Source organism: Mesobacillus subterraneus (assembly GCF_023715485.1).
GTDB classification, from domain to species: Bacteria; Bacillota; Bacilli; order Bacillales; family Cytobacillaceae; genus Mesobacillus; species Mesobacillus subterraneus_B.
This window is the reverse complement of the sequence record NZ_JAMBOF010000013.1, coordinates 1-17,946: the sequence shown is the minus strand read 5'-3', so window position 1 is coordinate 17,946 and position 17,946 is coordinate 1. Positions and strand designations below refer to the sequence as shown.

Here is a 17,946-nt window from a genome sequence, read left to right as displayed (position 1 = left end):
AAGTTAAATATAAGAACTAGAGGAGGAAATCATATGAAACTAAAAGGGAAATTTTTAATGGTGATGATTTCGGTCACGACAGCTCTTTTTTTAACAGCTTGTTCTGGTGATGTTGAGAAAAAAAGCGAAACAGACCATAGCAGCCATGCCAATATGGACCATTCTGGATCAGGAGAGCTTCCCGAAGGGTTGAAGGATGCTGAAAATTCGACCTATAAAGTGGGGAGCATGGCTATTATTACAGAGGATCACATGCCAGGAATGGATGGAGCAGAAGCAACGATTGTTGGAGCCTACGATACAGTTGTCTATTCTTTATCCTATGACCCGACCACGGGCGGAGAACGAGTTGAAAACCATAAATGGGTTATCCATGAGGAGCTTCTTGATGCTGGTGACGACCCATTGAAGCCAGGTGATGAGGCAACGATCAATACGGATCATATGAAAGGGATGAAAGGAGCAAAAGCAACAATCGATACAGCAGAAGAAATGACGGTATATATGGTTGATTTTAATCCGACAGACGGTTCTGAAAAAGTCACGAACCACCAATGGGTAACAGAAAGTGAACTTTCTCCGGTAAAGTAATTTATAACGCTTTTCCAAAAAAATGCAGGATTGGCTGTCCAGTAACCCGGGTATACAAGCAGTAAGAAATGAGGAGGGATTGCTCATGAATAAACTGATCAGGGCCGCAATCAAATGGGGACCAGTCGTATACCCAATCGTGAAGAAAATGATTGATAGCCGAAAAACAACTAGTATTAAAAGCTACTCAAAATAAACGATTAAAGGAAAGGCCGCCCTTTGAGTCTAAAACTCAAGTGCGGCCTTTTCTCTTGTACAACTTTGCAATATTGATAGAACGTCACCGACATCTGAGCAGAAGCCAACTGGGGTAAGGAATAGGGATTTTAAATTTTCTTTATAATTGAGCCCATGGTTCATGTTATAATGGGAAAATGAATCATAAGAAATTAATACATAAGATAGAATGCAGTCGTTTATATAAAGGAAGGTATCTATGGTCGAAGAAAACATAACGAGAATTGAAATGAATGGAAAAGAATACATACTGATTGGAACAGCTCACGTTTCTAAGCATAGTGCTGAGCAGGTTAAAGAGGTAATCGAAGCAGAAAGACCGGATTCTGTCTGTGTGGAATTGGACGAGCAGCGCTATAAAACAATTACTGAAGGCGCGAAATGGAAGGAAATGGACATCATCCAGGTTATTAAGGAAAAGAGGGCATCATTGCTGCTGATGAATCTTGCTATTTCTTCTTTTCAAAACAGGATGGCGAAGGAACTGGGGATCAAGGCCGGACAGGAAATGATTCAGGGAATAGAGTCAGCAAAGGAGACAGGTGCAAAGCTCGTACTTGCTGACCGTAATATTCAGATCACTTTTTCAAGGATCTGGGGTAATCTTGGTCTTAAAGGAAAAGCGATCTTGCTAAGCCAAATTATCACGAGCATCTTCAGCAGGGATAGCATTTCTGAGGAAGATCTTGAGAAGATGAAGGAACAAGATACCATCAATGCGATGCTGAATGAATTTACTGAAACATTTCCGCGCCTAAAGAAGCCCTTGATCGATGAGCGTGACCAGTATCTGGCGCAGAAGATTAAGGACGCACCAGGAGAAAAAATCGTTGCTGTACTTGGGGCTGCCCACGTACCAGGAATAAAAGAAGAAATTAAAAAAGAGCACGATTTGAAAAAGTTAACGGCGATTCCGCCAAAATCCAATTGGCCGAAGATTATCGGCTGGAGTATACCGATTTTGATTGTGGCACTCATCGTTTTTACTTTTTTCGCTAACCCATCTGCAGGGCTAGACCAGTCAATCAGTTGGATTTTATGGACCGGTTCGTTATCCGCTTTAGGAACTGCTATTGCGATGGGCCATCCACTGACCATCCTTACCGCTTTTGTAGCCGCGCCTTTTACAGCTCTTCATCCCTTGCTTGCAGCAGGCTGGTTTGCGGGTCTCGCACAAGCCTATATTCGCAGGCCTAGCGTCAGGGATTTTGAAACTCTTTCAGAAGATGTCTTCAGCGTAAAAGGTTTTTGGCGAAATAAAGTAAGCAGGATTCTGCTTATTGTCTTACTTTCTAATATCGGTGCTTCGTTTGGAACTTTCATTGGCGGGGCAGATGTAATTAAAACTTTTTTTGAAAACTTTTAAAAGTAAGGGTGAAATCACTTTGATTTCATCCTTTTTTATTTGTGCATTTAAAAAAGGGATTAGGTTACATATTATGGAATATTTATAATTGTATTTTTTTTATCAAAAAAATATTAGGTGATTGTTTTTCAGGGGGAGTTAATAAGTGGAAATATTCATTGGATTAATCGTGATAATAACTATTTTTTCGATGGAAGTGCAGTTGAGGAAAATGAATAAATCAAATGAAAAAATCGTTGAATTACTGGAGCAGATAAAAAACAAAGAGATCTAGTAGCATTGTAAAGCGAAAGAGCTTGGAGTCCCAAGCTCTTATTGTTATTTCTTATTTACCTGCTGGCCGCTCTTTTTCTGGCTCTGCGACTTTGAATTGCCAACTTGAAATTCACTGCCGAGTTCTACATCGTTTCTTTTATCATGTTTCTCAATTTGTTCTCTTGTTTGGTCCTTATTTTGCATCCCTTGTCTTGCCATTTTCATCTCAACTCGCTTTCTTTTTTGTTCGTTTATAATATGCTCATTTCCTCATATTATTATTGGAGTTTCATTTAATCGGAAACGCCCCTTATCACTTTGTCATAAAAAACCTGGAAACCATACATCACAAATGACTTGATTAAAAATACAATTGACAGCTGGAATCTAGTTAACCGTACTAAAGTCACATAGCCAAATTTCTTAAAAATATCTAACATGAAATACGTAAATAGTGAGTCAACGACAATATTGACCAATAAATACAAATTAAACTTTTTATAAGTGTATTTTAAAATCCAGAACGACCCAATGAAAAATGGGCCCCATATTAAAGGTAATTCTCCAAGGACATTTGGCTTAATCTTAAACGGAAACCACCACCATTTTCTTTTCTCGGCTAACATCCCTTCTAGCGTTACATAGAATCCCATGAATATAGCGCCAGGAAGAAATTTGGTTATCGTCTTTTTACCGAGAAGTGGCAGAGAAAGCCATGGGAGTAAAAACAAAAATAATATATAAAAGTTCAATTTCTTCACTATTTAACCTCCTTTATATCGGAGTTTTAATTCTTGATCTTTTTTATTATCTCTAACTGAGGATAAAAGATAAGTGAAAATCAAAATAAATATCTTAACACGCTAAAATTTTGCTGAATAATCATTTCTTCCTCTTTTTAAAAGTAATTATTAGAAGGAGAAGGAGGGATAGAATTTATGATTACTCTATGGGATGAACATTTATTTTGGCTTGAAATGCTCCAGGACCATGCTTACTTCGTAAGAGATGCATTATCTCCGGCAGAGACAGAGTATGTTAATATTGCGCAGCAATTTATCGGATTATATGGTGACCTGCTGGCGGACTTGCGAACGATTCCGCGGACAGCCAACTATAATGACCAAGTAATGATTGAATTTTCGAGAAAGGTTTGGCCTGTAGCAAAATCATATTTCGATTTTGAGGGAACATTGCAAGCATTGAGGATCGATAACAAAGTGAATTTGAATTTGTCGCCAACTTACTTAAATGGGACACTAAGCGAAAATCAGGAATACTTACGGCTTTTGAGTTACATGGCAGAGGGACGTGAGCCTGTACGATTGTCGGCTGCAGAAATTATGGACCTTTGGCTGGAAGACCAGTTAGGGCACGCTGTGTTGTTTGAGAACATGTTAGATCCTATTGAAGTAGGTGCACTCACTGTTTCACAGGGGTTTAAAAGCAGATTCCAGCTTTTTATTGTCCAAAACCATCATTTAAAAAATTATTTGCGAGTCAAACAACCTGGTTTTGCCCGTCAGCAGGAATTTATATATGAAGTAGGGAAAACCACTCTGGAAATGAATCAATACATCAAAAGCATGGTCGAGAAATATAAAGAAAACACACTGTTGAATAAGACGAATCTGCGTTTTTTAGAGCATCATTTTCCCGAAACCTGTTATTTCCTGACCCATCTTAGCTATTACGAACCGAGACTGCAGGCACAAGTCAGGAACTGCTCCTTAACAAAACCATCGTTTAAGTAAGGCTATGTTACAGGGTATGGTTAATTTTTGAACTCTGATGTTCCACTGGGGAAGGTTTAACGATTCCTTCCGTAAAAAGGGGAAGTAAAACCCTAAGCAGACTTAAGTAAATTGCTCTCAGTCATCGAAAATTGTCATGTTGGCCAATTTTTCTGATTTTTTGCGTTTTTAATCGGGTATATCTATTACCGTAAAAGCAAAAATAGAGGTTAAACAAACAACGGGAGGAATACTCCCGTTGTTTTTATTTGATGGCTTCCTCCATAATCACTAATGGCCACTTCTCAAGCTTATAGGCCATATCCCAGAACAGGAATTCATACTGGCTGCTGATTAAGAAGTGTTGTTTCATTTTTTCCTTTTCCATATAAGAAGCTTCTAGCGCCAGGGCATCGAGCCGCGAGATTTGTTCATTCACTAAATCGCTGAACCATTCTCCTCCATATGCTTCGATCCATTGCTGATAGATCGGAACCCCGGGGTTTGAGCCCTTCAGTAATTGTCCAATTTCAAAGTAAATCCAGTAGCATGGTAAAATCGCTGCGATAAGTTCTCCTAAACTTCCCGAAGCGGCTACTCTGTATAGATGGGACGTATATGCATAAGCAGTGGGGGAAGGCTGAAAAATGGCTATTTCTTCTCTTGTCACTCCCAGTTGTTTAATGAACTTTTCATGAAGCCCAAGCTCTGCTTCGTATGTCCCCAGGGAATGGGCAGCCATTCTTGAAGTCGTAAATAAATCCTCTGCCTTCGATGCACCGATAGCTTGGACCCTGGCAAAATGGGACAGATAATAAGAGTCCTGCAATACATAGTAGCGAAATGATTCTAAAGATAAATCTCCATTTGCTATTCCTTTTACAAAAGGATGTTCAAAATTTGCTTCCCAGATGGCATTTGCTTCTTTACGAAGTTGGTTGGTGAATGTGGACATGAAAATACCTCCCATTTTTGATTTTTACATAATCTTAAATTTCCAATAAAAAAACCACTTTCCAAAGAGAAAGTGGTTGTATTGGCAACAGCAAAAAGACAAAATGCTCCAGCAATCCACTTCCCTACGCTGGTATAATCCAGATCAGGTTCCAAGGGTCTTAAAGTCTCACTTTAATCTCAGCCTTCAGGAAAAGGCACCCCTAGTGGTAAAAAACGTTATTAAGTTATCACTACAACATCATAGCATGGTGTTTTTTAAATAGGCAAGAATTTCAATATGAGTAAATTGCTTCATATTTGAGTTTGTTAGTAATGTATCAACCTATATGTGAAAACACTTAAAAGAAAATGTGAACATTATGTGACATTTTTTCGTAAATTCTGTTAATATTAGAAATACATACGAAAAAGTGGGGGAATGAGAAGTGGGGAAGCTTCTTATGTATTTTTATTTAACAGTTGGAGTGTATTGTGTTGTAAGCGGATTCCTGGCATTATATTCTCATGGATTTCAGCATGCTGTTCTCTCATTGTTCCTGGCGGTTTTCAATTTCGCGATGTTTTCTCTTTTTAGAAAAGAAGGAAAGCTGCCGCGTTTAAAATTGATCAAAGGGCAAAAAAGTGAATTAGCGTAAAGTACCAATGTAGATGTAGGGGTGCTTAAACGGAGTCCTATACCAGAAAAATAGACGCGATGAAAAAAGATTTTAACTGAAAAAGGTGAAAATAGAGCAAAAAACCAGGCGCCCGCAAGGAACGCCTGGTTTCATTTTTTTTAATGTGAGTGTCCGGACGTCATTACCCAAATAGATCCAGCAACAATCACCACTGCTATGAAAGCAGAGTATAGGATATTAATATTATTGGTCACCTTATCATCGCCTTCATTCATATGCATGAACATATAAAGCTGGATGCCAGCCTGGACAACGGCAAGGGTGCCGATGATCCACATGACCGCCTTCATTGACAATGAACTTTGAAGGGCAATCCAAGCTGCTCCGAAGGTTAAGACAAGTGACATAAAGAATCCAACGACATGGCTGATCGGAAAGACTTTAGAATGATTATCCATTTACATCACCAACCCTGCTAAATATACGAATGTGAAGATAAAGATCCAGACAACGTCAAGGAAGTGCCAGTAAAGGCCAAAGATAAAAGTTTTACGTGCAGTGACTGGGGTCAAACCGCGCTGGAATATCTGGATCATTAACAGGATGGCCCAGCCAATCCCGATCGTTACGTGCAATCCGTGCGTTCCGAGAAGAACGAAGAAGCTGGATAGGAACGCGCTTGTCTGCATCGTGGCACCTTCGTGTACGTAATGCATGAACTCACGGACTTCCATGAACAGGAAGCCGCCGCCGAGCAATAATGTGAACACAAGCCACATAAGCATACCCTTAATATTACTGCGGCGCATTTCGTAGATCGAGATTCCCATTGTAAAACTGCTCGTCAACAACAGGAACGTCTGGATCATGACGTCTTTAACTACGAATATATCCTTTTGTGCAGGTCCGCCGGCATAGCGTTCACCGAGTACACCGTACACTCCAAAAAGAGTAGCGAAGAGAACAATTTCGGCTCCAAGGAAGATCCAGAAGCCGAGAATATTCATCCTGTTTTGTTCAGTCTGGTACTCAAGCGGCAAAGCTGCATTCACTTTAGCTGACATGGTTCTTCACTCCTTTATTCGCACCTTTTCTCCATTTCCGTTCCGTTTCAAGGATCTCATCTTTATGGACGTGGAAGCCTTCATCGTAATCAAATGAACGGAAGGCTAATCCGGCAAATATACCTAATGCGGCAATTGCAGCTGCGATTGTCCATTCAAATACAAGAAGGAATCCTGAAATCCCAAAAATGACTCCCATGTAAATTGGAATCCATGTATTGCTTGGTAAATGGATTTCCTCAATTTCATCTTCAGTCAAAGGCTGAATTTCATTGTTCTTTTTCATGTGCCAGAAAGCATCAATCTTTGATACATCAGGCAGGGATGCAAAATTATAATGCTGTACTGGTGTGGCTGTAGCCCATTCAAGTGTTCTTGCATCCCAAGGGTCATTGCCGATATTGCGGTCTGCGTGGCGAGCGCTCCAGTAAATGTTGTAAACAAGTGCCGCGAAGCCTGCAGCAAGAATGACCGACCCAACTGCCGAGATCATCATTAATGGACCGAACCCAGTTTCAGCTGAGTAGGTGTATGCACGGCGGACTGCACCGTCAAGTCCAAGGAAGAACATTGGCATGAACGTTACGTTGAAGCCGATCACAAACAGCCAGAAGTGCCATTTTCCGATTCTTTCATTCAACATATAACCAAACATTTTTGGCCACCAGAAGTAAAGACCTGCAAAAATCGGGAAGACAACCCCTGGAATCAATACATAGTGGAAGTGCGCCACAAGGAATAATGTATTGTGATACTGGTAGTCAGCCGCAGCCATCGCAAGCATGACGCCAGTCACACCGCCGATGACAAAGTTAGGGACGAAAGCAAGTGACCAAAGCATCGCCGTCGTAAACTTTATCCGGCCTTTTCTCATTGTGAACAGCCAGTTGAATACTTTAACCCCGGTCGGGATGGCAATCGCCATAGTTGTAATCGAGAAAAATGAGTTTACTCCCGCACTGTTGCCCATCGTAAAGAAGTGGTGAACCCAGACAAGCATACTTAATACCGAGATCATCACGATCGAAATGACCATTGATTTATAGCCATAAAGTGTTTTACGAGCGAATGTTGAGATAATGTCTGACAGCATACCGAATGCTGGCAATACAACAATGTAAACTTCTGGGTGTCCCCATAGCCAGAAAAGGTTTGCCCAGAGCATATCCATACCGCCGCCGGAAATGGTAAAGAAATGCGTGCCAAATGTCCGGTCAAACGTCATCAATGCAAGTGCCACAGTAAAAATCGGGAAGCTCGCTACGATGATGATCGATGTTATGAAAGATGTCCATGTGAACATCGGCATTTTCATCAGCGTCATGCCCTTGGTTCTCATTTTTAACACTGTGACCACAAAGTTGATACCAGTCATTAAGGTACCGGCACCGGCAATCTGCAGGGCTACGGCGTAAAAATTGTTACCAATGCCGGGACTGAACTCTTTCCCGGCGAGAGGGAAGTAGGAAGTCCAGCCAGCATCTGGAGAACCACCGATTATAAAGGAAATATTGAAAAGCATCGCACCGCTGAATGTCAGCCAAAAGCTGAGAGCGTTCAGCTGTGGAAAAGCAACGTCTCGCGCTCCTATTTGCAGCGGAATCACAAAGTTCATTAAACCGATCAATAGCGGCATCGCCACAAATAGAATCATGATGACACCGTGAGTCGTGAATACTTCGTTATAGTGCTGAGCATTCAGGAACTCGTTTTCAGGAACAGCAGTCTGGCCCTTCATCATCAAGCCGTCAATACCGCCGCGGACGAACATCAAGACTCCCATCAGAATGTACATGATCCCGATCTTCTTGTGGTCAACTGTTGTTAGCCATTCAGTCCAAAGGTAATTCCATTTTTTAAAATAGGTCAGTGCGGCAAGCGCTCCAATCATTGTAAGAGCAATACCGATTTGTGAAGCGAAAATTAAAGGATCTCCTGTTACGAAAAATTCATCCCATTTAATGCCCACTATGTTCACCCCCGTGAGAATCATCAGTTTCAGATTCATTGTGATTCATATCTTCAGAGTTATCGTGTTTCGTATTTACAGTGTTTCCGTCTTTATTCTTGTAATTATCCTTGTCTTCAAAGATCTTTCCAGGCCAGCCATGTCCTCTGTCATACATTTCTGGATTTGTATAGTTCTTTGAGTGCGGGTCTGAATGGTCAACCCATTCCAGATGTGTGTTTGAGAATGTCTTGCGTCCAAAGTGTGAAGGCTCGAGCATTTTTTCATACTCTGATAAAGTCATCTTTGGAGCAGTTTCTTTTACTTCTTTGACCCATTCATCAAATTCTTTCTGAGTTTGCGAAAGGACTTCAAATTCCATACCTGCATAACCCTGCCCATTAAAGTTTGTGTTTCGCCCAACGTAAGATCCTGGATTATCAGCTACTAAATAGAGCTGAGTTTCAGCTTTTGCCATCGAATACTTTTGACCCCCAAGGGCTGGAATCCAGAAGCTTTGCATCGTACCTGCAGATGTCAGCCTAAAATCGATTGGCCTGTCCTCTGGTATATTTACGTAATTGATTGTTTCGATTCCTTGCTCTGGATAGCTGAATATCCATTTCCAGTCAGCCGATGTTACGTTAATGACCAAAGGTTCCTTATCTTCGTAGCCTTGTGGTATTTCATCTATTGCATAAATCGTCTTGACCGTTGGTATGGTTAACGCGACGATGATTAAAATTGGGATGACTGTCCAAATAATTTCGAGTACTGTACTGCCGTGTTCTTCTGGAGGCTCGTAACTCATATTGTCCTTGCGTTCACGGTATTTCCAGACTATGAATGCAAATAGTCCGAATACAACGATTGTAACCAAAAGCATCAGTGCGATTGAGAAGTTGATCAACTCAAGAATTTGTCTTGCGATTGGTCCCTGCGGATTGAAAACGACCATATTATTCTCACAGCCGCTAAGCAACAGCACAGCCATGATCGAGGTGAGAGAGACCAATAGTAGTTTGGATTTCTTCATCACTGCAGCTCCTTTCAGATTGAAAACCTTGTTCATTATATCACATACTTTTGCTCATTTGTTCACAATGTTGTCGAAATTGACTCCAGAGTATGCGGTAAGTTGTGGCAAAAGGTGTGATAAAAATCACACTGGTCTATTTGTAATGATTCTAACATGGAAATTGTTACGGATTCAGTGACAATTGTGAACAAATTATGAAAACAATTAATGTCAGCTTGGTGAATATTTTGAAATAGTGCTTGACGAAAAATAGGAAGCAAAAAAGCAGGGACCCAACAAATTCGAGTCCCTGCTTGTTATATTAAGATACTTTATGGCATTCGATATAGGTTTCAAATGCCGGGTGGAATTCTTTTTCATAATGATCCTCGGGGCATGATTTTATAATAATCGATTTACAAGAAGGGTTATTTTTCACCTTCAATATTTGATTACAAACGGGGCATTTCTCCTTAAAAAAATCCATATATCATCCCTCCAATAATTCCTATGTGTTTAGTAAGAATTATAAATGAATCGAGAGATAAATCAATGGTTAATCCGCCCAATTATGATACCATAGAAGAAATCAAGATTTGCAAATAGATTTTTATTGCAACAAGTTATTATAAACGGGAAACAAAGACTAGTATTTTTAAAAAACAGGGGTGTCGTGATTTTGTTAAAAGAAAACTTAGCAGGAAATATAATGATCATAACAGGAGCCAACAGTGGGATAGGCCTGGAAGCTGCTAAAAATTTGGCTGGAAGAGGGGCGCATTTAATTCTTGCTGTACGTAATGAGGAAAAAGGACAGTCGGCTGTGGATCATATTATGAATGTCCATCATCAAGCTTCTGTAGAAGTGATGAAGCTTGATCTAGCCGACCTTAATAGTATTCGCACTTTTGCCGAATCTTTTAAGAACAAGTATGATTCATTGAACACTTTAATTAATAACGCAGGTGTTATGATTCCGCCATACGGAAAGACAAAAGATGGTTTTGAACTGCAATTTGGCAGCAATCATCTCGGTCATTTTGCGCTTACGGGACTGTTATTGCCGATCCTTAAAAAAACTCCCGATTCCAGGATCGTGACATTAAGCAGCATTGCACACAGAGGTGCTAAAATTGATTTTGATAACCTCGATGGATCGAAGGGTTATAAGGCGATGAAGTTTTATGGCCAAAGCAAGCTTGCCAATCTTTTATTTGCAAGGGAGTTAGATAATCGTTTAAAAAAGCATGGGATCAATGCTATCAGTATTGCCTGCCATCCAGGGATATCCAATACCAACCTTTTCAAGCTAGGAAGATCGGAGACACCAGGGTTTATGAAAGCGCTGATGAAGATGTTCTTTCAGCCAGCAGAAATGGGCGCACTTTCAACAATATACGCTGCAACTGAAGACAGTCTAAAGGGAGGAGAATATATTGGCCCGGATGGAAGAGGGAACAGGAAAGGGAATCCTGTGATAGAGACACCTGCAGCAGAAGTCTACAATAAAGAAATAATGGCTGAACTTTGGGATGTTTCGGAGAAATTAACTGGAGTGAAATTTGGATTTTAACAGGAAATTAAGTCATTAATAGAAAAACCAGATCCGCCCAAATTCCTGGACGGATCTGGTTTTTTTTAGTTATGGCAGCATCATAAATAATAATTCACGGGAGTTTTCCATGCCTAATTTCTTCTGATACTTATTGGGTATAGATAAGGTGATTCAGGTTCTTTGATCTCTTCCCATTTTGTTACTTTGATCAAAGGAATAGGTGAATCCATATATGTGCTGTTCTCAATCACACCTTCGACCCTAATCCAAGTATCCTTCTGTATTTTCCCCGCATCTGGGAATTCTGAAAGAAACCCAATAATACTTGCATCAGCTACACAGTGTGTTACCAGGAACCTTGAGACAACCAGCTGGTTCTCTGAGAATCCTTCTTCTTTATAGACAAACCCATTCAGACTTACTTTTCGCCCCTGGAATTTATCGATATTAGAGCTTATTTCTTCGTAATACGTTGAGAAAATACTTTCGTTAAAATCTATTAGAGGACTTTCCTGCAATTGTTTCATAAGTTTTTCATATTCCGCTTCGGATTTCTCATTCTCATATCCAGTAACAGTTGCTGTATCTTCTGTAGATATGGAATCTTGGTCGGTTTGTAGATCATTATTATTTGTATCCTGTCCTGACAGATTTCCATTAACGCTTTCCTTATTATTTTCCTTTTTACTTGAACCCGCAATTGAGAGCATGGCACCTTTTTTATCTGCAATCGAAGAATCTAATACCTTTGCCGGGAGGAGGAAGCCTGTAAGCAATGGCAAAAGGATAATAGAATAGGAGACTAGTTTTTTTACAGAAAAAGGTGTATCGCCATGATCATGATTATGGTCATGATCTTGTGAACAGCAGCCATCTTCATGACCGCAGCTCTCAGATGCATCAGCGCTTTTTAAAGTCCAAACTCTTGTGATTTGGATGAAAAATAAAATTAAAAATATAAAGGCTGCAGCCTGACTGAGCAATAGATATTTCGGATTGATAAATAACAGGATTTCTCCTGTGTAATGCATCATATAAATCAACACGGAAAAGCCGAGCAGAATAAGGGACCTAGCAGCCTGCTGTGCATGAAATTTCATCTCCGCACCTCCTAAAGCAAGCCGCTGAGCAGCATTAGAATAATAAATACAGTGCCAGCGACAACTGCAAGAACCGACATAACAAACTTAAAACGGAACACGCTCATCATCATAAGAGTGTTTTTTAAATCAATCATTGGCCCGAAAATCAAGAAGCCAAGAATGGATGTTGCCGGGAAGATACTGCTGAAGGATGCTCCAATAAAGGCATCTGCCTCTGAACAGAGAGACAAGAAGAAAGCAAGTCCCATCATGACTGCCAAGGATGCGGCAGTCCCACTGCCTATTTCAAGCAATGACTTAGCCGGCATGTATGTTTGTACGACCGCAGCGAGGAATGCCCCGGCTATTAAATACTTCGCCATATCGAAAAATTCATCTATGGAATGTTGCAGCATTGACCAAAATTTCTCGAAGAAGTTCTTGTTATTTATATGTGAATGGGTTACAGCTGAAAATGATTGTTTGAATTGAGTTCCTTTAAATAAACTGCCAATTATAAAGGCAACAATGAGTGCAATAATAAACCCCAAACTCATTCGCAATGCAGCAATTTTAACATCATTGCCAAATGCCATATAGGTTGAGGCGATAACGATTGGATTTATAAGCGGTCCTGTCAGCATAAATCCGATAGCAGCAGCCACTGGCACGCCTTTACCTACCAGCCTTCTAACAATCGGGACGATGCCGCACTCACACGCAGGAAAAAGCGCACCAACTGAGCAGCTCATTACAATTGCCATGTATTTGTTTTTGGGAATCCATTTACTGATATGCTCCTCAGTCACAAAGATTTGGATCATACCTGCTATTAGAACCCCGATCAGTACGAAGGGGAAGGCTTCTATTAAAATACTCAGAAAAATAGTATTTAAATTTAATAGAGATGGCGGAATTACAATCGTCTCTTTTAGACCTGAACCGAGGCTTAGCAGCCACAACAAAGCTAATATTACAGTGAAACCAGTGATATCTAAAATATTTGAACGGAGCAGCCTGATCATTTTACCCTCCTGGATTTTTAATTTAATATTTGCTAGTTTTAATATACTTTTTAAATTTCGATTTATTACTATTAAATAGAATTAAATCTATCAGTTTAAAGCTTTTTTGAGTGTTTCGAGATTTTTCCTCATCAGGCTGAAATAATCCTCATTATTTTTAACATCCTCTTCAGTAATCGACTCCAGGTTGTTTAGAGTTAAAGCCGAGGCTCCAATTTCTTTTTGGATAATTTCCGCTACCCGTGGAGACACGTTTTGTTCAAAGGCAATGTATTTAATTTGATGTTCTTTCGATTCTTTTATGATATCTGCCAATTCCCTTTGTGTCGGCTCTTGAGTAGGGGAAAGACCGTTAACAGCAATTTGTTTGATTCCATAACGGTTGGCCCAATAACCATAAGCATCATGGGCAACCAACAAGTATTTAGTTTTAGAATTATCGATGACTTGCTTGAATTCGTTGTCCAGTGCAGTAAGTTCTTTTTCAAGCATTTTATAATTATCCTCAAACTCAGTCTTTTTTTCTGGCATCAGCTCGATTAAAGAATCTTTAATATTAGAAGCTATTTGTATAGATAATGATGGATCAAGCCAGACATGAGGGTCATAATTGCCGTGTTCAGCGTGATCTTCGTTTTCTCCGGAATGGGTACTGTCATTTTTTTTATTGTCCTCTTTGGAATCAGAGGTTTCAGCTTCGATGTGTTCTTCCTCGGAATGATCGGCTTCCTCTTCGTGATGTTCCTCTTCGGAATGGTCGGCATCCTCTTCGTGAATTTCGATTTTTGAATTGCTTTCCTCCGCGTGGGAGTGTTCCTCGTTCATCTCAAGTAGTCGTATTCCTTCGACGGCTCTTACAATCACAACTTTTTCGTTCTTAAGAGCTTCTGCTGCTTTTTCTGTGAATCCCTCAATTCCTGCACCTGTATAGATGAAAAGGTCCGCTTTGGCAAGGTTAATCATATCTTTTGTGGATGGTTCAAAACTGTGAGCGTCTACATTGGGTGGATAGATGCTCTTAACGTCTACAAAGTCTCCGCCAATTTTATTCGTGAAGTCTTGAAGCGGGAATATAGTAGTATAGATTTTGAGTTTTTCAGTGTGGGTTTGGCTTATTGATTCAACCTCTTTAGTAGATGAGCAGCCTGCCAATATAGTGCCCATAATTAAAATCGATAATAATAATAATCTTTTCATTTCCTCTTACCTCCGGGTTCTTTTTTTTAAGGATGAATATGTATTATTCCTTAATCGAAATGATTACGATTTATAGTTTAAAATACGAATCAGCTTTTGTAAATGATTTTCGTAATCATTACGATTTATTTTTGCTATGTGCTGTAACGCTTTCGCGTCTTTTATGTATTTGCTGTACGTTAAGGGAAGATTTAATCATAGAAGTTGAAAAACTGATTGAATCTGAGATATTGATTATATACTGATTGAGTCATCTTGCATTTCGGAGCTGATTCCAGTTTCGCAAACCTTTACATATATTGACGCGGGCCTCGGAATAAATTTATCTGATCGCTGCAAGCTGGACACTATGGTAACCGTGGTAGATGCTATTCGATTCTGGCATGATTTTTCCTCGGGAGAGACTCTGTTAGACAGAAAGCAGAGGACTGATGAACAAGACACAAGGAAAGTGGTCGATTTATTAATTGACCAGATTGAGTTTGCCAATGTGCTGATTGTGAACAAGGCCGATCTGGTGGATGAGGAGTCTGTAATAGAATTAAAAGCCATACTGCACAAATTAAATCCTGATGCGAGGATAATAGAGGCTGCCCATTCTGAAATACCACTCTGCGAAATTCTTGAAACGGGTTTATTTGATTTTTAAAAAGTAAGCCAGGGAGCAGGCTGGATCAAGGAGTACCCCTGAGACCGTAGAATGTGGAAACTCTTCCTTTGTGTACCGCAGGATAGTTAGGGCAAAAGTTTTTTTCTGGCTGGCAACAAGGAATAATGTTGCGGGATTACTATCCCAAGCAGGACCTTCGATTACACTACAAGCAGCAGGGGAATGGGTTGCGGCATATCCTAAAGAGGAAAAGGATCAGATCCTTATCGATGAACCTGAACTACTGGCAAAATGGGACAAACTATATGGGACCGAATAATAGCAATTGTGTTTATAGGAGTCGATATGAACAGAGATGAAATAGAAATAAGGTTTGATGAATGGCAATTGGATGATCAAAAAATGACCATGGATTGGTCAATAATGAATGATCAGGTCCCAGCCTTCACTGCTTGATAATTTAACGGGGAGGCTTAATTAAATTTAAATTTAGGAGGACTCAGTTGTGAGAGTAAATATAACTTTAGCATGAACAGAAACTGGTGACCACAATTATATTACGACAAAAAATAAGCGGAATAACCCTGATAGATTAGGATTAATGAAATACTGTCCGCGGTTAAAGAAAAACACCTTGCATAGAGAAACAAAGTAATTGTTCATTTTATAGTCCGGTTTTCCATGGTATTTGCAAAACCCAGAAAGTTTTTGTAAAGGGCATTTAAAAATATTTTTTAAAATAAATAGGATATCTAATTTCACTGTGCTATACTTAATTAAACCTTTTTATTGCTTTACTTTACCTGCACCATTAACCTGCTCTTGCGTTGGAGCAGGTTTTTTACTGTCCAAATTTATTTAATAAAAAAAGCAGATCCTTGTAGGATCTGCTTTTATCAAGCTATATTAAGCTTTTTGAACGTTAGCAGCTTGTGGTCCACGAGCGCCTTGCTCAACGTCGAAAGTTACTTTTTGACCTTCGTCTAATGATTTGAAACCTTCAGATTGGATAGCTGAGAAGTGTACGAATACATCGTCTCCACCTTCGCGCTCGATGAATCCGAATCCTTTTTCTGCGTTAAACCATTTTACTGTACCTTGTTCCATGTTTGTTTCCTCCTAGTGCATTACACGCACAATTTGTTACTATCCTTGCCCAAAGGTGATCATTAAGACGAAAATATTCTATCCTTTACACCGAACAAAAATAATTCTACTTCATAATAACAGATACTGGTATGAATAGCAAATTAAATAGTAACTATTAATTTGGCAAAACTGTTCAATTCAGTAGACACGCTGTTTTTGAATTGAATTTCAGGATTAATTACCTATAATGTTTTTCCGGATTTTTATAATCTTGTACTACTCTTAAAGTCCTCATCAGTTCATTCTTCAATATATATCTCTCCGTCTCATTTAAACGTTCAACCCATTTTTTGTAGTTTTGAACGCATCACGAAAATCTATTCCTTCTATAATATTCAGGATTTTTCCTGTCCGGAATATAGTGAGTCGTTACAGCGAGTACTGCACCTCTCAGACCGTTTGTTAATTCTTTTATAAAATAAGGCTATTCAAACGTTGGTTTGCAAGTCTTTGAAAGGATGATATTTGCTGATAACCAGGGGAAGCTGGATTCTCGGACCGCTTGAGTCAATAAATCCATTCCGAAGTTATACTCATGGTTCACGATAAAAGCGCCTTCATACTGTAAATAATTAAGCACGCATATTTTTGAATCTTATTTTAGCAATGAAGTTCTGCATAATGATAAGTAAGGGGAGTGCCCTGGATGACATCTTCATTCATCAATGAGGAGGTAGCAATCGGCTTCTTTTATTGTTTTTTGGAATGAAAATGCCTCTTTTAACAAATAGTAATCTAAAAAAAGGGTCGTGAAGCGATGGAGAAATGGAATGAGCAAGGCGCTCCTAACAATAATCTTTCAGCTGAAACAATCGCAAGTTCCAAGCTTGTCGGGAAACAAGGCCTGTCAGAACACGAATTTTCTGAAGAACTTGCAGATGGCGGAGAAAGGGATAAGGCTATTGATGAGCAACTGAAAAAGCATCAGCCGGGAATGTAAATTAGAAATGTATGTCCAAAGTGGAAAACTAGAACAATTACTTAGATCAAAGAGGCTTTTTATTTGCCGCCTGAAGGTTTGAATACCCAAACGTCTGGCAGAAAAAAGATTACCCATGGTTAAAAGAAAATGAAATAGGACAGGTTGTCTGGCATTTTTATTGCCGGACGACTTCCTTCTATATAATAATGTTAACTCGGCTTATAGAATTCAATTTACCTTTTTACCATAATCTGTTTGTTGCGTCTTAAACAACACTGATGGTAATATGATTAAACACAGACGGAGTACTTCACCGTTTGACTAACACTATTAAAAAAGTGTTGACAGCAATCTAGCAACATGGTAATATATAAAAGTTGCCACTGAAACGGCAACGTAAATTGCTCTTTGAAAACTAAACAAACAAGCGTCAACAAACAATAAATTTTCATGGCTTCTATTATATAGAAGATCATGAGCCAACGTTTTAACTTTATGAGCTAACTCATAACTCTTTATTGGAGAGTTTGATCCTGGCTCAGGACGAACGCTGGCGGCGTGCCTAATACATGCAAGTCGAGCGGATCTTCATTAGCTTGCTTTTGAAGATCAGCGGCGGA

The 17,946-nt window shown here is 39.5% G+C and carries 17 protein-coding genes, 1 rRNA gene, 2 pseudogenes and 1 riboswitch; of the genes and pseudogenes, 9 read left to right on the top strand and 11 right to left on the bottom strand.

What is annotated here, in order from left to right; translation table 11 throughout:
• Nucleotides 1-33 precede the first annotated feature (33 nt).
• Nucleotides 34-591 (top strand): YdhK family protein, encoded by a 558-nt coding sequence (locus M3204_RS17380; protein WP_251484779.1) that lies wholly within the window; start codon nt 34-36, stop codon nt 589-591.
• Between the two features lie 436 nt (nt 592-1,027).
• The gene (locus tag M3204_RS17375; RefSeq protein ID WP_251484777.1) at nt 1,028-2,194 is read left to right on the top strand and encodes a TraB/GumN family protein; all 1,167 of its coding nucleotides are present in this window, start codon (nt 1,028-1,030) and stop codon (nt 2,192-2,194) included.
• Nucleotides 2,195-2,512: 318 nt separating this feature from the next.
• Here M3204_RS17375 and M3204_RS17370 read toward each other — a convergent pair whose 3' ends face one another.
• Both M3204_RS17370 and M3204_RS17365 read right to left on the bottom strand, forming a co-directional pair.
• Nucleotides 2,513-2,674, bottom strand: a complete 162-nt coding sequence (locus M3204_RS17370; protein WP_251484775.1) for a hypothetical protein — start codon at nt 2,672-2,674, stop codon at nt 2,513-2,515.
• Nucleotides 2,675-2,742: 68 nt separating this feature from the next.
• Complete coding sequence (locus M3204_RS17365; protein ID WP_251484773.1) at nt 2,743-3,210, bottom strand: hypothetical protein; 468 nt, start codon at nt 3,208-3,210, stop codon at nt 2,743-2,745.
• 177 nt (nt 3,211-3,387) lie between these two features.
• Between M3204_RS17365 and M3204_RS17360 the strand changes: the two genes are divergently transcribed.
• The gene (locus M3204_RS17360) at nt 3,388-4,203 is read left to right on the top strand and encodes a DUF2935 domain-containing protein (protein ID WP_251484770.1); all 816 of its coding nucleotides are present in this window, start codon (nt 3,388-3,390) and stop codon (nt 4,201-4,203) included.
• Nucleotides 4,204-4,447: 244 nt separating this feature from the next.
• Here the strand turns inward: M3204_RS17360 and tenA are convergent, their stop codons facing one another.
• Nucleotides 4,448-5,137 carry a thiaminase II gene (tenA, locus tag M3204_RS17355; RefSeq protein ID WP_251484768.1) on the bottom strand — a complete coding sequence of 230 codons (690 nt, stop codon included), beginning with the start codon at nt 5,135-5,137 and terminating at the stop codon, nt 4,448-4,450.
• A 104-nt stretch (nt 5,138-5,241) separates the two neighbouring features.
• A riboswitch (TPP riboswitch) is annotated at nt 5,242-5,351 on the bottom strand.
• A gap of 213 nt (nt 5,352-5,564) precedes the next feature.
• On the opposite strand from tenA, the gene M3204_RS17350 reads away from it, so the two are divergent.
• On the top strand, nt 5,565-5,774 hold the full coding sequence (locus tag M3204_RS17350; protein ID WP_251484761.1) for a hypothetical protein: 210 nt from the start codon (nt 5,565-5,567) through the stop codon (nt 5,772-5,774).
• Nucleotides 5,775-5,914: 140 nt separating this feature from the next.
• On the opposite strand, the gene qoxD is transcribed toward M3204_RS17350, so the two are convergent.
• Genes qoxD through qoxA form a run of 4 tightly spaced genes read right to left on the bottom strand, consistent with a single transcriptional unit; the run spans nt 5,915 to nt 9,804 of the window.
• Nucleotides 5,915-6,214 (bottom strand): cytochrome aa3 quinol oxidase subunit IV, encoded by a 300-nt coding sequence (gene qoxD / locus M3204_RS17345; RefSeq protein WP_251484759.1) that lies wholly within the window; start codon nt 6,212-6,214, stop codon nt 5,915-5,917.
• A complete protein-coding gene (gene qoxC, locus M3204_RS17340; protein WP_251484757.1) occupies nt 6,215-6,820 on the bottom strand; it encodes a cytochrome aa3 quinol oxidase subunit III in 606 nt (201 codons plus the stop codon).
• The gene (gene qoxB / locus M3204_RS17335) at nt 6,810-8,789 is read right to left on the bottom strand and encodes a cytochrome aa3 quinol oxidase subunit I (protein ID WP_251484755.1); all 1,980 of its coding nucleotides are present in this window, start codon (nt 8,787-8,789) and stop codon (nt 6,810-6,812) included. Before qoxB ends, qoxC begins: the two co-directional genes overlap by 11 nt.
• On the bottom strand, nt 8,779-9,804 hold the full coding sequence (qoxA, locus tag M3204_RS17330) for a cytochrome aa3 quinol oxidase subunit II (protein WP_251484753.1): 1,026 nt from the start codon (nt 9,802-9,804) through the stop codon (nt 8,779-8,781). The genes qoxB and qoxA overlap by 11 nt, the downstream gene beginning before the upstream one ends.
• Before the next feature lie 661 nt (nt 9,805-10,465).
• On the opposite strand from qoxA, the gene M3204_RS17325 reads away from it, so the two are divergent.
• Nucleotides 10,466-11,359, top strand: a complete 894-nt coding sequence (locus tag M3204_RS17325; protein ID WP_285857038.1) for an oxidoreductase — start codon at nt 10,466-10,468, stop codon at nt 11,357-11,359.
• A 113-nt stretch (nt 11,360-11,472) separates the two neighbouring features.
• Here M3204_RS17325 and M3204_RS17320 read toward each other — a convergent pair whose 3' ends face one another.
• From M3204_RS17320 to M3204_RS17310, 3 genes are all read right to left on the bottom strand, one after another.
• Nucleotides 11,473-12,441 (bottom strand): TIGR03943 family putative permease subunit, encoded by a 969-nt coding sequence (locus M3204_RS17320; RefSeq protein ID WP_251484741.1) that lies wholly within the window; start codon nt 12,439-12,441, stop codon nt 11,473-11,475.
• A gap of 11 nt (nt 12,442-12,452) precedes the next feature.
• On the bottom strand, nt 12,453-13,448 hold the full coding sequence (locus tag M3204_RS17315; protein WP_251484739.1) for a permease: 996 nt from the start codon (nt 13,446-13,448) through the stop codon (nt 12,453-12,455).
• A 90-nt stretch (nt 13,449-13,538) separates the two neighbouring features.
• Nucleotides 13,539-14,645: a metal ABC transporter substrate-binding protein gene (locus tag M3204_RS17310; protein ID WP_251484737.1), complete on the bottom strand. Its 1,107-nt coding sequence runs from the start codon at nt 14,643-14,645 to the stop codon at nt 13,539-13,541.
• 164 nt (nt 14,646-14,809) lie between these two features.
• Here M3204_RS17310 and M3204_RS17305 point away from each other — a divergent pair.
• Nucleotides 14,810-15,711, top strand: a pseudogene (locus M3204_RS17305) (CobW family GTP-binding protein); the annotation flags it as partial.
• 49 nt (nt 15,712-15,760) lie between these two features.
• Nucleotides 15,761-15,910, top strand: a pseudogene (gene rpmG, locus M3204_RS17300) (50S ribosomal protein L33).
• 251 nt (nt 15,911-16,161) lie between these two features.
• On the opposite strand, the gene M3204_RS17295 reads toward rpmG, so the two are convergent.
• Entirely contained in the window at nt 16,162-16,362 is a 201-nt protein-coding gene (locus M3204_RS17295) for a cold-shock protein (protein ID WP_009791915.1), read from the bottom strand.
• A gap of 799 nt (nt 16,363-17,161) precedes the next feature.
• On the opposite strand from M3204_RS17295, the gene M3204_RS17290 reads away from it, so the two are divergent.
• Together M3204_RS17290 and M3204_RS17285 are read left to right on the top strand one after the other, a co-directional pair.
• Nucleotides 17,162-17,344 (top strand): hypothetical protein, encoded by a 183-nt coding sequence (locus M3204_RS17290; RefSeq protein ID WP_251484735.1) that lies wholly within the window; start codon nt 17,162-17,164, stop codon nt 17,342-17,344.
• A gap of 497 nt (nt 17,345-17,841) precedes the next feature.
• Nucleotides 17,842-17,946: ribosomal RNA gene (locus tag M3204_RS17285) — 16S ribosomal RNA — on the top strand; the annotation flags it as partial.